Annotated in this window: 15 protein-coding genes; 12 read left to right on the top strand and 3 right to left on the bottom strand. The window is 73.6% G+C overall.

Annotated elements, in window-relative coordinates; translation table 11 throughout:
• Positions 1-38 precede the first annotated feature (38 nt).
• The 4 genes from DQ244_RS10540 to DQ244_RS10525 all read left to right on the top strand — a co-directional run bounded on the left by DQ244_RS10540 (position 39) and on the right by DQ244_RS10525 (position 3,919).
• Positions 39-848: a purine-nucleoside phosphorylase gene (locus DQ244_RS10540; RefSeq protein WP_113811409.1), complete on the top strand. Its 810-nt coding sequence runs from the start codon at positions 39-41 to the stop codon at positions 846-848.
• Positions 845-1,666 carry an NAD(P)-dependent oxidoreductase gene (locus DQ244_RS10535; protein WP_113811408.1) on the top strand — a complete coding sequence of 274 codons (822 nt, stop codon included), beginning with the start codon at positions 845-847 and terminating at the stop codon, positions 1,664-1,666. The genes DQ244_RS10540 and DQ244_RS10535 overlap by 4 nt, the downstream gene beginning before the upstream one ends.
• Complete coding sequence (locus DQ244_RS10530; RefSeq protein ID WP_113811407.1) at positions 1,663-3,294, top strand: phospho-sugar mutase; 1,632 nt, start codon at positions 1,663-1,665, stop codon at positions 3,292-3,294. The genes DQ244_RS10535 and DQ244_RS10530 overlap by 4 nt, the downstream gene beginning before the upstream one ends.
• Positions 3,295-3,355: 61 nt before the next feature.
• On the top strand, positions 3,356-3,919 hold the full coding sequence (locus tag DQ244_RS10525) for a dihydrofolate reductase family protein (protein ID WP_113811406.1): 564 nt from the start codon (positions 3,356-3,358) through the stop codon (positions 3,917-3,919).
• Between the two features lie 4 nt (positions 3,920-3,923).
• Here the strand turns inward: DQ244_RS10525 and DQ244_RS10520 are convergent, their stop codons facing one another.
• The 3 genes from DQ244_RS10520 to DQ244_RS10510 form a co-directional block, all read right to left on the bottom strand.
• Positions 3,924-4,814: a Gfo/Idh/MocA family protein gene (locus DQ244_RS10520; protein ID WP_113811405.1), complete on the bottom strand. Its 891-nt coding sequence runs from the start codon at positions 4,812-4,814 to the stop codon at positions 3,924-3,926.
• Positions 4,815-4,816: 2 nt separating this feature from the next.
• A complete protein-coding gene (gene upp, locus DQ244_RS10515; RefSeq protein ID WP_113811582.1) occupies positions 4,817-5,440 on the bottom strand; it encodes a uracil phosphoribosyltransferase in 624 nt (207 codons plus the stop codon).
• 79 nt (positions 5,441-5,519) lie between these two features.
• A complete protein-coding gene (locus DQ244_RS10510) occupies positions 5,520-6,764 on the bottom strand; it encodes an HNH endonuclease signature motif containing protein (RefSeq protein WP_113811404.1) in 1,245 nt (414 codons plus the stop codon).
• A gap of 165 nt (positions 6,765-6,929) precedes the next feature.
• Between DQ244_RS10510 and DQ244_RS10505 the strand changes: the two genes are divergently transcribed.
• The 8 genes from DQ244_RS10505 to DQ244_RS10475 all read left to right on the top strand — a co-directional run bounded on the left by DQ244_RS10505 (position 6,930) and on the right by DQ244_RS10475 (position 15,227).
• Positions 6,930-7,616 carry a TetR/AcrR family transcriptional regulator gene (locus DQ244_RS10505; protein ID WP_113811403.1) on the top strand — a complete coding sequence of 229 codons (687 nt, stop codon included), beginning with the start codon at positions 6,930-6,932 and terminating at the stop codon, positions 7,614-7,616.
• A 1-nt stretch (position 7,617) separates the two neighbouring features.
• On the top strand, positions 7,618-8,286 hold the full coding sequence (locus DQ244_RS19645) for a hemerythrin domain-containing protein (protein WP_199580340.1): 669 nt from the start codon (positions 7,618-7,620) through the stop codon (positions 8,284-8,286).
• Positions 8,283-8,780 (top strand): SRPBCC family protein, encoded by a 498-nt coding sequence (locus DQ244_RS19640; RefSeq protein WP_199580339.1) that lies wholly within the window; start codon positions 8,283-8,285, stop codon positions 8,778-8,780. Before DQ244_RS19645 ends, DQ244_RS19640 begins: the two co-directional genes overlap by 4 nt.
• A 157-nt stretch (positions 8,781-8,937) precedes the next feature.
• Positions 8,938-9,948, top strand: coding sequence for a deoxyribose-phosphate aldolase (gene deoC / locus DQ244_RS10495; RefSeq protein ID WP_113811581.1), 1,011 nt, complete (start codon positions 8,938-8,940; stop codon positions 9,946-9,948).
• A gap of 5 nt (positions 9,949-9,953) precedes the next feature.
• Entirely contained in the window at positions 9,954-11,396 is a 1,443-nt protein-coding gene (locus tag DQ244_RS10490; RefSeq protein WP_113811401.1) for an aldehyde dehydrogenase family protein, read from the top strand.
• Positions 11,393-12,265 carry an aldehyde dehydrogenase family protein gene (locus tag DQ244_RS10485; RefSeq protein ID WP_233491311.1) on the top strand — a complete coding sequence of 291 codons (873 nt, stop codon included), beginning with the start codon at positions 11,393-11,395 and terminating at the stop codon, positions 12,263-12,265. The genes DQ244_RS10490 and DQ244_RS10485 overlap by 4 nt, the downstream gene beginning before the upstream one ends.
• 73 nt (positions 12,266-12,338) lie before the next feature.
• Positions 12,339-13,742: a dihydrolipoyl dehydrogenase gene (lpdA, locus tag DQ244_RS10480; RefSeq protein WP_113811400.1), complete on the top strand. Its 1,404-nt coding sequence runs from the start codon at positions 12,339-12,341 to the stop codon at positions 13,740-13,742.
• Positions 13,743-13,835: 93 nt separating this feature from the next.
• Positions 13,836-15,227, top strand: a complete 1,392-nt coding sequence (locus DQ244_RS10475) for a hypothetical protein (protein WP_113811399.1) — start codon at positions 13,836-13,838, stop codon at positions 15,225-15,227.
• Positions 15,228-15,254: the final 27 nt, after the last annotated feature.

Here is a 15,254-nt window from a genome sequence, read left to right as displayed (position 1 = left end):
CCAGCACGTCACCACGGGGGCTGCGCTAGCGTCCGTGCGTGAGCGAGCTCCCAGCTACCGACCCCACCGCCCTGGCCGAGCAGGCCGCGCAGGCCCTGACCGGCGCGCTCGGCGGACCGCACGACGTCGCGATCGTCATGGGCTCCGGATGGGCGCCCGCGGCCGACGCTTTCGGCGCCGGCGAGGCCTCCGTCGCGATCGGTGACCTGCCCGGGTTCGCCGCCCCCACGGCCGTCGGGCACGGCGGCGAGGTGCGCTCGGTGCGCGTCGGCGAGCGGAAGGTGCTGCTCTTCCTGGGCCGCACCCACTTCTACGAGGGCCGCGGCATCGACCCCGTCGTCCACGGCGTCCGCACCGCGGCCGCGGCCGGGGTCGGGACCGTGATTCTCACCAACGCCGCCGGCGGGCTCGCCCCCGAGCACCGGGTGGGCCAGGCCGTGGTCATCTCCGACCACCTGAACCTGACGGCGCGCTCGCCGCTGGTCGGCGCGAACTTCGTCGACCTGACCGACCTGTACTCCGCACGCCTGCGGGCGCTGGCGCTGGAGCTCGACCCCTCGCTGGTCGAGGGCGTCTACGCCCAGCTGCCCGGCCCGCACTACGAGACCCCGGCCGAGATCCGCATGCTGCGCACCCTGGGTGCGGACCTGGTCGGCATGTCCACCGCGCTCGAGGCGATCGCCGCGCGGGCGGCAGGCATGGAGATCCTGGGCCTGTCGATGGTCACCAACGCGGCCGCGGGCATCACCGGCGAGAAGCTGGACCACGCAGAGGTGCTCGCCGCGGGCAAGGCCGCTGCGGGGCGGCTCGGCGAGTTCCTGGTCGAGCTGATCGGCCGCCTGCCGTGAGCGGTCCCGTCCTGCTGACCGGTGCTGCGGGGCGCATCGGCACCGTGCTGCGCGGCGGGCTGCCCGAGCGCGGTTGGGCGCTGCGCTCCCTCGACGTCGTCCCGATCCCCGACGTGCGGCCCGGCGAGGAGCAGCTCGTGGCCGACGCGACCGACCTCGCCGCGATGACCGACGCCGCGCAGGGTGCGTCCGCCGTCGTGCACATGGCCGGCATCTCCGGTGAGTCCACCTGGCCGGCGATCCGGGACACCAACATCCAGTCCACGTTCGCCGCGCTGGAGGCCGCCCGGCTGGCCGGCGTGCCCCGGGTCGTGCTGGCCAGCAGCAACCACGCCACCGGGTACACCGAGCGCCCCGCCGACGGCGGTCTGCTGCGCGAGGAGGACGCGCCGCAGCGGCCGGACACCTACTACGGCGTCTCGAAGGTCGCCATGGAGGCGCTGGGCTCGCTGTACGTCGACCGCTACGGCCTCGACGTCGTCTGCCTGCGGATCGGCAGCGCGTTCGCCGAGCCGACCACCACCCGCCAGCTCTCCACCTGGCTCTCCCCCGCCGACACGGTCTCGCTCGTGCACGCGGCGCTCAGCGCGCCGGCACCGGGTTTCCGCGTGGTGTGGGGCGTCTCGGACAACACCCGCCGCTGGTGGGACCTGACCGCGGCCCGCGAGCTCGGCTACGAGCCGGCCGACGACGCCGAGGTGTACGCCGAAGCGCTGGTCGAGGCGCACGGCGAGCCCGACCTCTCCGACCCGGTCCACCTCCGGGTGGGCGGGGAGTACACGACCGCCGACTTCGACGCGGAGAACTTCCCGGCATGACGCACGACCTGCTCGACACCGCCCGCGCCTGGGCCGCGGCGGACCCGCACGAGGGCGACCGGGCCGAGGTCCTCGCGCTGGTCGAGGCCGGCGACACCGAGGAGCTGGCCCGCCGGTTCTCCGGTCCGCTCACCTTCGGGACGGCGGGGCTGCGCGGGCCGCTGCGCGCCGGACCGGCCGGGATGAACGCCGCCGTCGTCACCCGGGCGGCCGCCGGGCTCGGCGCCTGGCTGACCGCCTCCGGCCACGCCGGCGGGACCGTCGTCATCGGCTTCGACGCCCGCCGCCGGTCCGACGAGTTCGCCCGGATCTCGGCCGAGGTGCTCGCCGCGGCCGGGTTCGCCGTGCGGGTGATGCCCCGCCCGCTGCCCACCCCGGTGCTCGCCTTCGCGGTGCGGCACCTGGGCTGCGTGGCCGGCGTGATGGTGACCGCCAGCCACAACCCGCCCGACGACAACGGCTACAAGGTCTACCTCGGTGACGGCGCCCAGCTCGTGCCGCCGGCCGACCGGGAGATCGAGGCGGCGATCGGGGCGGTCGGCCCGGCGCGCGAGGTGCCGCTGTCCGGCGACTGGGCCACCCTCGGCGAGGACATCGAGACCGGCTACGTCGACGCCGTCGTGCGCGCGGTCGACCCCTCCCGCGTACCGGCCGGAGCGCGCGACGCGCTGACCGTGGCCTACACGGCGATGCACGGCGTGGGTGCCGGCACGACGCGCGCGGTGTTCGCCGCCGCCGGTCTGCGCGAGCCGGCCAGCGTGCCCGAGCAGGACTCCCCCGACCCGGCGTTCCCGACCGTCTCCTTCCCGAACCCGGAGGAGCCTGGCGCGGTCGACCTGCTGCTGGCGCTGGCCGACCGGGTGGGCGCCGACGTCGCGATCGCCGAGGACCCCGACGCCGACCGCTGCTCGGTGGTCGCCGGTGGCCGGCAGCTGACCGGCGACGAGGTCGGCGCGCTGCTGGCCGACTGGCTGATCCGGCGCGGGGTGCGTGGCACGTACGCGTCCTCGCTGGTCAGCGGCTCGCTGATGCACGCGATGGCCGAGGCGCACGGGGTGGCGTCGGAGGAGACGCCGACCGGCTTCAAGTGGATCATGCGGGCGGGCTCGGAGCAGGCACCGCTGGTCTACGGCTACGAGGAGGCGCTGGGCTACTCGGTGGCGCCCTCGGTCGTGAAGGACAAGGACGGCATCTCCGCGGCGCTGGCCGTCGCGCTGCTCGCCGCGGAGCTCAAGGCCGACGGGCGCACCGTGCTCGACCGGCTGGACGAGCTGGCGAACGAGCACGGGCTGTTCGTGACCGGGCAGCTGTCGGTGCGGGTCGAGGACCTCACGCTGATCTCGGACGCGATGGCGCGGGTGCGCTCGGCGCCGCCGGCGATGCTGCTGGGACGGCCGGTGGAGTTCACCGACCTGGCGGTCGGGACGCCGTCCATCGATGCGGTCCGGCTGCTCGGGGACGGCGTGCGCGTGATCGTGCGGCCCTCGGGCACCGAGCCGAAGCTCAAGGCGTACCTGGAGACGGTGGTGCCGGTGCACGACGACGCCGGCCTGATCGCCGCCCGCGGACGCGGTGCCGACGAGCTGGACCAGCTGCGTGCGGAGATGTCGGCGGCGCTCGGGCTCTGACGCCGATCAGTTCTGCCCGCCCGGGCGGTCGTACCCGGGACGTCCACGAGCGGAGGAACCGGTGCGCAAGATCGTCGTCCACCTGGCGGTGTCCCTCGACGGGTTCTTCGAGGGGCCGGACCACGACCTCGGCTGGCACCGGGTGGACGACGAGATGATCGCGTGCATCGACGAGTACCTGGCGACGACGAGCGCGTTCCTCTTCGGCCGGGTCACGCACCAGAACATGGCCGGCTTCTGGGCCGGCGCCGACGAGGACCTGCCGAGCAGCGGACCGAGGCGGGAGTTCGTCGGCATCTACCGGCGGATCCCGCGGATCGTCTTCTCCCGGACGCTCGAGCAGGTCGAGTGGGCCACCGAGGTGCACCGCGAGGTCGATCCGGAGGAGATCCGGTCGCTGCAGCGGCAGCCCGGCGGCGACATGACGATCGGCGGCGCCGACCTGGTCGAGACGTTCCGGCGGCACGACCTGATCGACGAGTACCGATTGTTCGTCAACCCGGTGCTGCTCGGCCGGGGGCGGCGGCTGTTCGCCGACGGGGAGGCGCCGACCGGTCTCCGGCTGGCCGAGGTGCGGCAGTTCGGCAACGGCGTCGTCCTGCTCCGGCACGAGCGCGACCGCTGACGGGTCAGTCCCCGACGGGCTCCCGGCAGCCGGAGGCCAGCGCGCGCGTGGCCGCCTCCAGCACGGCGACCACGTCCCGGCCGAAGCCGACGTCGCAGGGGTGCGTCCCACCGGTCACGGCGGCCGCGGTCAGCTCGTCGACGGCGACCCGGAACGCGGCGACCGGTTCGTCGACCTCGGGCAGCAGGACCAACCGGCCGGCGTCGCCGTGCACGGAGAACTCGATGCCCGTCGACATCGGGGCGACCGTGTGCGACAGCGTGACCGTGGACGCGGAATTCGACTCGTGGGTCAGCACCAGGTGCACCGTGTCGCGGAGACCGGCGCCGGCCTGGACCGAGACGACGGGGCCCAGGGCCGGCACGAGCAGCGAGAGCGCGTGCGGGCCGATGTCCCACAGCGCCCCGTGCTCCTGCCGCCAGGGCGAGGAGGCGAACGGCGTCCCGGCCAGCGACGACAGCCAGGAGCCCGAGCCCCCGGCCAGCCGGGTGCGGCCGGCCTGGGTCAGCCAGGTGGAGGTCGCCGTCCGGAACCGGAAGGTGAAGAAGACGACGGAGGCGACGCCGGCGGCCCTGACGGCGTCCACCACGCGGTCGGCGCCGGCGACGTCGAGGGCGATCGGCTTCTCCAGCAGCAGGTGCTTCCCGGCCTCGGCGGCGCGCACCGCGAGCGGCGCCTGCACGTCCGGCGGCAGCGCGATGGCGACGGCGTCCACCTCGGCCAGCAGCGCGTCGACATCGCCGTAGCCGGGGACCTCGAACTCCGCACCCAGCGCCTTGGCCTTCGCGAGGTCCCGGCCCCAAACCCCCACCAGCTCGGCCGACGGGTGCTCGGCCAGCGCGGTCGCGTGCACGGCCCGCGCCCAGTGGCCGGTGCCGAGCACCCCGAAGCGCACGGTCAGACCGAGCCGAACTGGCGGTCGCCGGCGTCGCCGAGGCCCGGGACGATGTAGGCCTTGTCGTTCAGGCCCTCCTCGAGGCTGGCGGTGAACACCCGCAGCGGCAGCCCGCTCTCCTCCAGCCGCCGGATGCCCTCCGGCGCGGCGAGGGCGCACAGCACGGTGATCGACGTCGTCCCGCGGGCGACGAGCAGCTCGCAGCAGTGCACCAGCGAGCCGCCGGTGGCGAGCATCGGGTCGAGCACGAAGACGTCGCGGCCGACCAGCGTCTCGGGCAGCGAGGCCATGTAGGCCTCCGGCTCGAAGGTCTCCTCGTTGCGGGCCAGGCCCACGAAGCCCATCTGCGACTCCGGCAGCATCCCGTGCGCGGTGTCGGCCATGCCGAGGCCCGCCCGCAGCACCGGCACGATCAGCGGCGGAGCGGCCAGCCGGTAGCCGGTCGTCGTCGTCACCGGGGTGGTGATCTGCTCCTCGGCGATGGTGAGGTCGCGGGTGGCCTCGTAGACCAGCATCTGCGTGAGCTCGCGCAGGGCGGCCCGGAACATGGCGTTGTCCGTGCGCTCGTCCCGCATGCGGGAGAGGCGGGCACGGGCCAACGGGTGGTCGACGACGGTCAGCTGCACGGGCGACACGGTATCGGCCACCGCGCGCCTGCCGGGCGCCCTGTCCGCACCGGCCACCCGTACGCCTGAGACGCGGACCTCAGCCCGTGCGGGCTCGCGCCATGTCCGCGGAGATCGCGGGGAGCAGCAGGATCTCGGTGTCGTCGGGCCGGTAGGTGTGCCATCGGCCGTCGGGTGATCGTTCGATCCGGAAGCCGTGGTGCACCTTGGTGTGGTGCCGTTCGCACAACAAGGCGAGGTTGCCGGGTTCGGTCTCCCCGCCGTGCGCCCAGTGGATCAGGTGGTGGACGTCGCACCAGTACGACGGTGCGTCGCAGCCGGCGAAGACGCAGTGGTGGTCGCGGTGCTCGATGACGCGGCGCAGGGGGTGCGGGACGACGCGGTGGCTGCGGCCGAGGTCGAGGGGCTGGCCTTCGGGGCCGATGACGATGCGGGTGACGTTGCCGTCGCAGGCCAGCCAGCGGGCGCGGGCGGCGGAGATGGTGGCTCCGAACCCGAGGTCGGCGGTGGCCGGGCTCGTGTCGGAGCCGACGAGGTCCTCGAGCGGGATGGTCACCACGACGTGCGGCTTGACCGTGCGCAGGGTCGGGAGGGTGCCGGCGGCGAGCTGGTTGTCGCAGAGCTGCACGAACGCGTCGCCCTGCTGCTGGGCTCTCGTGCGGGTGTCACCGGCGGGCCGGTTGGCCTGCACGATCGACTCGATCGCCGCCTGGGCCTTCTCCCCACCCACGGCGTCGAGCTCGAACCGGCCGGACACGCTGCCGTCGGCGTGCTTCACCAGGGTGAACGACCGCTGCTCGGTCGGGTCGGGCTCGGGTCCGTCGGGGTCCAGCCGTTCCAGGTAGTGCGCGACCGCCTTGCGCAGATCGGCGTGGAAGGCACCGGCGGCGACCTCGGTGAGCAGCTCGTCGATCTGGGCCAGGTCCACACCCGAGGCCTCGGCGGCGGCCACGTTCGCCGGTGCCACCACCGGCGCGATCGCGGCCACGGCCTCGGCAGACACCGCACCGGCCGCGAACGCTGCGGCCAGTACCGGCAACTGCTCCAGCGCCCGGCCGTTGCGGACCAGTGCCGAGGCGGCGGACGCGGAGAACCGGGCGTGCCCGCGCAGCCAGGCGGCCATCGACGCCTTTCCGTCGACGTCTGCCGCTCCGGCGAGCTCACACTGCCGCGTCGTCCTGGCCAGCTCGGCTGCGAGCCGGTTCGCCGCGACGATCAGCTGCGCCTCCCGCTCGATGAGCGCCGGTCCGAACAGACCGTCCAGCCGCTCGGACGACAACTCGTCGAGAGCCGCCTCCAGAGTCGCTGGACCAGTCGAACACATGTACGAATATTAGCCGAATCCACTTGCGCCTGCAGCACGAATCCCCAGGTCGGAGACTTGTCCACAGCGCCCGCGGACCGCTCGACATCGAACGCGCCGACCTCGCGATGAGATGGCGCGCGCGAACCCGTTGACACACTCCGCCGATTTCGCCACAGTCCGCCTGTGACCAAAAGCGACGCGGTGGAGGCGGTCACTCCCGGACGCGCCTACGAGTCCCCGCTGCGGCGCGCGCGGGCCCAGGCCACGCGCGGCGCCGTGCTGGACGCCGCGGCCACCCTGTTCGTCCGCGACGGCTACCTGCGCACGACGATGAAGGCGATCGCAGGCGAGGCCAGGACGTCGGTCGAGACGGTCTACGCGCAGGGCGGCAAGTCAGCCCTTCTCCTGGCCTGCGTCGACCGCGCCCTCGGCGGCGACGAGGACGACGTGCCGCTCACCGACCGGGCGGACTTCGCGGCCGCCCTGGCTCACCCGGACGCCGCCGACGTCGTCGAGGGCTACGTCCGCGCGTTCGCCGTGGTGGGCGCGCGGGCAGGTGGCCTGCTGGTCGCCTTCGAGGACGCCGCGGCCTCCGACACCGCCACCGCCGAGCTCTGGGCCGCCGCCGAGCAGCACCGCAGGCTGGACCTCCGGCGCCTCGTCGTCGCCGTGGCCGAGCGCGGCCCGCTGGCGCACGGCTGGAGCGTCGAGACCGCGACCGACGCCGTCTGGCTCGTGGTCACCCCGCGGGCCGCGCACACCGCTCTCACGACGCTCGGCTGGTCGATCGACCTGATGGCCGAGGCCGTCACCGCGCAGCTCCGCGCACTGCTCCTCCCCCGGTCCACCCTCCCGACGTCAGGAACCTGACATGACCACCACCCCGACCCCCACCGACACCCGCGACATGCTGGTCGTGCACGCCTCCATCCGGCGACAGTTCGGCGAGGCGCCGGGGCTGGTCCGCGGGGTGGCCGACGGCGACACCGCCCGCGCCGCCGTCGTCGCCGACCACCTCCAGCTCCTGGGCGACCTGGTCCACCACCACCACACCGGCGAGGACCGGCTGCTCTGGCCGGTGCTGCAGCCCCGCCTGCCGGCGGAGGTGGCAGCGACCGTGGAGCGGATGGAGGCCCAGCACGAGGGCATCGCGGAGCAGCAGGGGGCGGTGAGCGCCGCCCTCGCCGCCTGGCGCAGCACCGGCGGCCCGGACGAGCGCGAGGCGCTGGCCACGGCGTTCGAGGCGCTCACCGGGCGGATCACCGAGCACCTGGCCGCCGAGGAGGAGCACATCCTGCCGCTGGCGGCCGTGCACATGACACCGGCGGAGTGGGCTCGGCTGGGCGAGGCGGGCATCGGCGGGCTGCCGAAGTCGCAGCTGCCCCTGGTGTTCGGGATGGTGATGTACCGGGCGGACCCGGAGGTCATCCGGGGGATGCTGGCGCACGCCCCGCTCCTGCCTCGCCTGCTGCTGCCGTTCCTCGCGCCGCGGGTCTACGCGCGGTATGCCACGCGCCTGTTCGGCACGGCCACCCCGTGACCGCGCGCCCGTGGCGCACGTCGGGCTCGGTCGAGCTCGTCGTGCCGGCCGGTCCGGACGCCGTCTACGCCGTGGTCGCCGACGTGACGCGGATCGGCGAGCGCAGCCCGGAGTGCCACACCGCCACCTGGCTGCCGGGCGCACCGGCCGGCACGGTGGGCGCGGTCTTCCGCGGCAGCAACCGGGCGGGCCGGGCGGCCCGGTGGTCGAGGCGCTGCGAGGTCGTCGCCGCTGAGCCGGGGCGGGTCTTCGCCTTCCGCACGCTGCCGGAGCGACTGGACCTCACCCGCCGCGACTCCACCACCTGGCGCTACGACCTGGAGCCGGTTCCCGGTGGAACCCGGGTGCGGCACTCCTACGTCATCACGCAGCTGCCGCTGCGCCCCATGCGCGCCGTCTACGGCCTGCTCCTGCCGCAGCACCGGGACATGCGACCGCAGATGCGGCTCAACCTCGGGACGCTCCGGGCGCAGCTCGCCGCCGTCGCCGCCTGAGCCGCGGTGTCGGCCGGGAGCGAGGTCCCGGAGGCGCGCATCTCCGGCCCGCGAATGCGCGCCTGGGGGACATCGCCCGGCACCCCGCGGGGGCGATGCCCCCACGGCGGGTGAGCGGTGGTCGGGAAGCGGTCGCCGTCAGTGGAGAATGGCCGGCATGACCCACGTGCTCGACCCCGACGCGCTGCCCGGGGCGACCCCCGCGGTGCACGCGCCGCTGCCGCCGTACGACGACGTGACCCGCTCGGACTCGGCCTTCCGCGCCTTCCTGCACGGCCTGCCAGGTGTCGACCAGGTCGGCGCCGAGGCGCGCGCCGCCCAGCTCGGCACCCGCTCGATCAAGACCACGTCGAAGGCGTGGGCGATCGACATGGCCATCTCGATGGTCGACCTGACCACGCTCGAGGGCGCCGACACCCCCGGCAAGGTGCGCAGCCTCGCCGCGAAGGCCAAGCAGCCCGACCCGGGCGACCCGACCACCCCGAAGGTCGCCGCCGTCTGCGTCTACGGCGACCTCGCCGGCGTGGCCCGCGACGCCCTGGCCGGCACCGGCATCCACGTCGCCGCCGTCGCCACCGCCTTCCCCAGCGGTCGCGCCAGCCGCGCGGTGAAGATCGCCGACGTCCGCGACGCCGTGGAGAACGGTGCCGACGAGATCGACATGGTCATCGACCGGGGCGCCTTCCTGACCGGCCGCTACCTCGAGGTCTACGAGGAGATCGTCGCGGTCAGGGAAGCCTGTGCGCGCCCCGGGAAGGACCCAGCCCACCTCAAGGTCATTCTGGAGACCGGCGAGCTGAAGACGCTCGACAACGTCCGCCGCGCCAGCTGGATCGCCATGCTCGCCGGGGGCGACTTCATCAAGACCTCGACCGGCAAGGTCAACCCGGCCGCCACGCTGCCGGTCGGCCTGGTCATGCTCGAGGCCGTGCGCGACTTCCGCATCGCCACCGGCCGCCAGATCGGCTTCAAGCCCGCCGGCGGCATCAAGACGACGAAGGACGCCGTCAAGCACCTCGTGATGATCAACGAGACCGTCGGCCCGGACTGGCTGGACCCCGACTGGTTCCGCTTCGGCGCCTCCAGCCTCCTCAACGACCTCCTCCTGCAGCGGCAGAAGCTGCGCACCGGCCACTACTCCGGCCCCGACTACGTCACGGTGGACTGAACGAGATGTCCGTATTCGAGTACGCCCCCGCCCCCGAGTCGCGGTCGATCGTCGACATCGCCCCCTCCTACGGCCTGTTCATCGACGGCGAGTTCGTCGACGGCACCGGCGAGTCCTTCAAGACGGTCAACCCGGCCACCGAGGAGGTGCTCACCGAGGTCTCCTCCGCCAGCGACGCCGACGTCGACCGCGCCGTCCGCGCCGCCCGCCGCGCCTTCGAGAAGACCTGGGGCCCGATGCGCCCCGCCGACCGCGGCAAGTACCTGTTCCGCATCGCGCGGCTGCTGCAGGAGCGGGCCCGGGAGTTCGCCGTCCTGGAGTCGCTGGACAACGGCAAGCCGATCCGGGAGTCCCGGGACGTCGACGTGCCCCTCGCCGCGGCGCACTTCTTCTACTACGCCGGCTGGGCCGACAAGCTCGACCACGTCGGGCTCGGCACGCAGCCGCGGCCGCTGGGCGTGGCGGGCCAGGTCATCCCCTGGAACTTCCCGCTGCTCATGCTGGCGTGGAAGGTCGCCCCGGCGCTGGCCGCCGGCAACACCGTCGTCCTCAAGCCGGCCGAGACCACCCCGCTGAGCGCGCTGCTGTTCGCCGAGATCTGCCGCCAGGCCGACCTGCCGGCCGGCGTGGTCAACATCGTGACCGGCGCCGGTGACACCGGTCGCGCGGTCGTCGAGCACGGCGACGTCGACAAGGTGGCCTTCACCGGTTCCACCGAGGTCGGCCGGTCGATCGCCCGCGCGGTGGCCGGCACCAGCAAGAAGCTGACGCTGGAGCTCGGCGGCAAGGCGGCGAACATCGTCTTCGACGACGCCCCGATCGACCAGGCCGTCGAGGGCATCGTCCAGGGCATCTTCTTCAACCAGGGCCACGTCTGCTGCGCCGGCTCCCGGCTGCTCGTGCAGGAGTCGATCCACGACGAGGTCATCGCCAGCCTGCAGCGCCGCATCGGCACCCTGCGCGTCGGCGACCCGCTGGACAAGAACACCGACATCGGCGCGATCAACTCCGCCGAGCAGCTCGCCCGCATCCGGGAGCTCTCCGACATCGGCGAGGCCGAGGGCGCGAACCGCTGGCAGCCCGCCTGCGAGCTGCCCGACCGGGGCTTCTGGTTCCCGCCGACGGTCTTCACCGACGTCTCCCCCGCGCACCGGATCGCCCGCGACGAGGTGTTCGGCCCGGTGCTCTCGGTGCTCACCTTCCGCACGCCCGACGAGGCGGTGGCCAAGGCCAACAACTCGACCTACGGGCTGTCGGCCGGCATCTGGAGCGAGAAGGGCTCGCGGATCCTGCAGATCGCGAACCAGCTGCGCGCCGGCGTGGTGTGGGCCAACACGTTCAACAAGTTCGACCCGACGTCGCCCTTCGGCGGCTACAAGCAGTCCGGCTACGGCCGCGAGGGCGGTCGGCACGGGCTCGCCGCTTACCTGAAGGGTGCTGACCAGTGATCGGCAACGACCGTCTCGCCGTCCGCAAGACCTACAAGCTGTACGTGAACGGCGCCTTCCCGCGCTCGGAGAGCGGCCGCACCTACGAGGTCACCGACGCCAAGGGCCACTTCCTCGCCAACACGGCGTGGGCCAGCCGCAAGGACGCCCGCGACGCCGTCGTCGCGGCCCGCGGCGCCTTCGCGACGTGGTCCGGCGCCACCGCCTACAACCGCGGCCAGGTGCTCTACCGCGTCGCGGAGGTGATGGAGGGCCGGCACGTCCAGTTCTGCGAGGAGGTCGCCGCCGCCGAGGGCCTGTCGACGTCGAAGGCGCGGGCCGCAGTGGACGCCGCCATCGACCGCTGGGTCTGGTACGCCGGCTGGACCGACAAGCTCGCCGCCGTCCTCGGCGGGTCGAACCCGGTCGCCGGCCCGTACTTCGACTTCTCGACGCCGGAGCCCACCGGCGTGGTGGCGGTCCTCGCGCCGCAGCAGTCGTCGCTGCTGGGCCTGGTCAGCGTGCTCGCCCCGGTCCTGGCCACCGGCAACACCGCCGTCGTCGTCACCTCCAAGGAGCGGCCGCTCCCGGCCGTCACCCTCGGCGAGGTGCTCGCGACCAGCGACGTCCCCGGCGGTGTGGTCAACCTGCTCACCGGCTCCGCCGAGGAGCTCGGCCCCTGGCTGGCCGAGCACGCCGACGTCGACGGCATCGACCTCACCGGCGCCCCCGCGAGCCGGGCGATGGAGTTCGAGCGGGAGGCCGCCGGCACCATCAAGCGCGTCGTCCGCCCGCCGGCGACCGAGCCGGACTGGACCGCCGACCCGGGCCTCACCCGCATGACACCGTTCCTCGAGACGAAGACGGTCTGGCACCCGATGGGCATCTGAGGCCGTTCCATCGCCTTGCCGCGGCCGGTGACCTCTCAAAGGTCACCGGCCGCGGTCGCACTACCCTCTCTCCGTGCCTCATTTCGACGTCGTCGTCCTCGGTGCCGGCCCCGGTGGGTACGTCGCCGCCATCCGCGCCGCCCAGCTCGGCAAGAGCGTGGCCGTTGTGGAGTCCACGTACTGGGGCGGTGTCTGCCTCAACGTGGGCTGCATCCCCAGCAAGGCCCTGCTGCGCAACGCCGAGCTCGCCCACCTCGTGCGCGACGAGGCCAAGACCTTCGGCATCTCCGGTGACGTCTCCTTCGACTTCGGCGCCGCCTTCGACCGCAGCCGCTCGGTCGCCGACGGCCGGGTCAAGGGCGTGCACTTCCTGATGAAGAAGAACAAGGTCACCGAGTTCGACGGGTGGGGCACCTTCACCGACCAGCACACGCTGCAGGTGGCGCTGAACGGCGGTGGCGAGGAGACCGTCACCTTCGACGCCGTGATCCTGGCCCCGGGCGCGAAGACCCGGCTGCTGCCCGGGACCGAGCTCTCCGAGCGCGTGGTCACCTACGAGGAGCAGATCCTCACCCGCGAGCTGCCGAAGAGCATCATCATCGCCGGCGCCGGCGCGATCGGCGTCGAGTTCGCCTTCGTGCTCCGCAACTTCGGCGTCCAGGTCACCATCGTCGAGTTCGCCGACCGCGTCCTGCCGCTGGAGGACGAGGCCGTCTCCAAGGAGCTGGCCAAGGCCTACCGCAAGCTCGGCGTCGACGTCCTCACCTCGACCAAGGTGGAGAAGATCGACGACTCCGGCGACCAGGTCACCGTCACGGTCTCCGACGCCAAGGGCACCCGCGAGCTGACCGCCGACAAGGTGATGCAGGCGATCGGCTTCGTCCCGCGGACCGAGGGCTACGGCCTGGAGAAGCTCGGCGTCGAGCTCACCGACCGCGGCGCGATCGCCGTCGACGACCGGATGCGCACCAACGTCCCGCACGTCTACGCGATCGGCGACGTCACGGCCAAGCTCATGCTGGCCCACGTCGCCGAGGCCCAGGGCGTCGTCGCCGCCGAGACCCTCGCGGGTGCGGAGACGATGGAGCTGGACTACGTGATGATGCCGCGGGCCACCTTCTGCTCCCCCCAGGTGGCCAGCTTCGGCTACACCGAGAAGCAGGCCCGGGAGCTCGCCGACGAGAAGGGCTGGAAGGTCAAGGTCTCGTCCTTCCCCTTCACCGCCAACGGCAAGGCGCACGGCCTCGCCGAGCCGACCGGCTTCGTGAAGCTGATCGCCGACGACACCTACGGCGAGCTGCTCGGCGGCCACCTGGTCGGCCCCGAGGTCACCGAGCTGCTGCCCGAGCTCACCCTGGCGCAGAAGTGGGACCTCACGGCCACCGAGCTGGCACGCAACGTGCACGCGCACCCCACGCTCAGCGAGGGGCTGCAGGAGGCCATCCACGGCCTCGCCGGGCACATGATCAACCTCTGACGCCCGGCTGCCGGCCCGTTCCCGCTCGGGAACGGGCCGGTGACGGTTCTGCCCCGGGGATGCGCCGCCGGGCCGACAGGGCAGGATGGGCGGGTGGCCAGGCCGAGCATCGTCCCGATCGCCCTCACCCTCGACGACCGCACGGGGTACACCCTGTGGGCTCCTCCGTGGGAGGAGGACGGCGAGGAGTGGCAGGCGTTCCTCGGCACGACCGTCGAGGTGCGCGCGGACATCAACGACGACGACCCCGACAGCCCCATCTCGCGGGCCGTCGTCCACCTCTTCCCCTCGCCGGCCGCGCTGGCCGCGTTCTGCCGCGCGCGCACCGACCACGACCTCGCCGACCACCCGGTGTGGCCGGTCGTCTCCGGTCTGCGCGCCGCTGACCTGACGCCCGACGAGGACCACCGCTTCGACCTCGACGGCGTCTACGACATCGCCGCGGAGAGCCCCGACCGCTGGGCCGTCGAGGAGCTCGCCGCCACCGTCGACGTCGTGGGCCGGCTGGCCGAGTGCCTCGACACCACCGACGACGAGGACGACGACGACCTGGGCGAGGACGAGACCGAGTTCGAGGCCGTCGCCGAGCTCGTCGCCAAGCCGGAGATCGGCTCGCTGGGCCTCGGCGTGGAGGCCTTCGTCGGGCGCTCCGGCGAGGACGCGTGGCTCGGGGTGGGGAGCATCCTGGACGACCTGTGGGAGGACGTCGTCGAGGAGCTCTCGGAGCACTTCGACTGGACCGGCGGCGGCACCGTGTCGCCCGAGGACTACCCGTCGGCCTCGGAGGCCCCCGAGGAGCCGCTGGAGGACGAGGACGCCTCCGACGAGGACGCCGGGGCCGAGCCGGCCGGCGCGACCGCGGCGTCCAGCGCCGGGGTGAGCACGATCGCCCGCGGCAGCAAGGTCACCGCCTCCCCCGCCGCGGTCGCCGCCGCCGCGGAGTTCTGGGAGGCCGTGGGCATCCTGCCGGTGGAGGTCGTCGTGCCCGACGGCGCCGGGGTCACCCTGCGCTGCTACGTCGACGACGTCGCCCGGTTCCTGGGCCGCGACGGCGAGATCTTCGTCTTCGACACCCCGGCCGACCTGGCCCGCTTCTGCGCCGGCAACGAGCGCCACGACCTCAGCGAGATCGCGTCGTGGCCCGAGGTGGCCGACACCGACACGATGCCGCTGCCGGCCGACCAGGACCGCTACGACCTCACCGAGCTGTCCGAGGTCCTGGGCGAGGTGGCCGACGGCGCACCCGGCCTGGTCACCCACCAGGCGCTCGCGCAGCCGGTCGAGGGGGTGCGCGACCTGGCCGAGTACGCGGGGCTGACCCGCGTCGACGAGCTGCTCGCACCCACCGCTCCCCTGGGTCGCGCGGTCGGCCGCGCCGACCGGGAGCCCGGCGCCACGCTCACCCAGGCCGACGCCGCCACGCTGCGCCCGGTGTGGGACGAGGCCGTCGCGGCGATCAGCGGAGCGCTCGTCTTCCGCAGCTGACACGACGACGGCGGCCCGCCCCGGGAA

Origin of the sequence: Blastococcus sp. TBT05-19, assembly GCF_003319095.1 — a bacterium.
GTDB lineage: Bacteria > Actinomycetota > Actinomycetes > Mycobacteriales > Geodermatophilaceae > Blastococcus.
This window is presented reverse-complemented; position numbering and strand designations above follow the sequence as displayed.

Excerpts from the sequence above, each read along its gene's own strand:
- DQ244_RS10490 (WP_113811401.1), top strand. The coding sequence starts at position 9,954 with ATGTCCGTATTCGAGTACGCCCCCGCCCCCGAGTCGCGGTCGATCGTC.
- DQ244_RS10530 (WP_113811407.1), top strand. The coding sequence starts at position 1,663 with ATGACGCACGACCTGCTCGACACCGCCCGCGCCTGGGCCGCGGCGGAC.
- DQ244_RS19645 (WP_199580340.1), top strand. The coding sequence starts at position 7,618 with ATGACCACCACCCCGACCCCCACCGACACCCGCGACATGCTGGTCGTG.
- deoC (WP_113811581.1), top strand. The coding sequence starts at position 8,938 with ATGACCCACGTGCTCGACCCCGACGCGCTGCCCGGGGCGACCCCCGCG.
- DQ244_RS10510 (WP_113811404.1), bottom strand. The coding sequence starts at position 6,764 with ATGTGTTCGACTGGTCCAGCGACTCTGGAGGCGGCTCTCGACGAGTTG.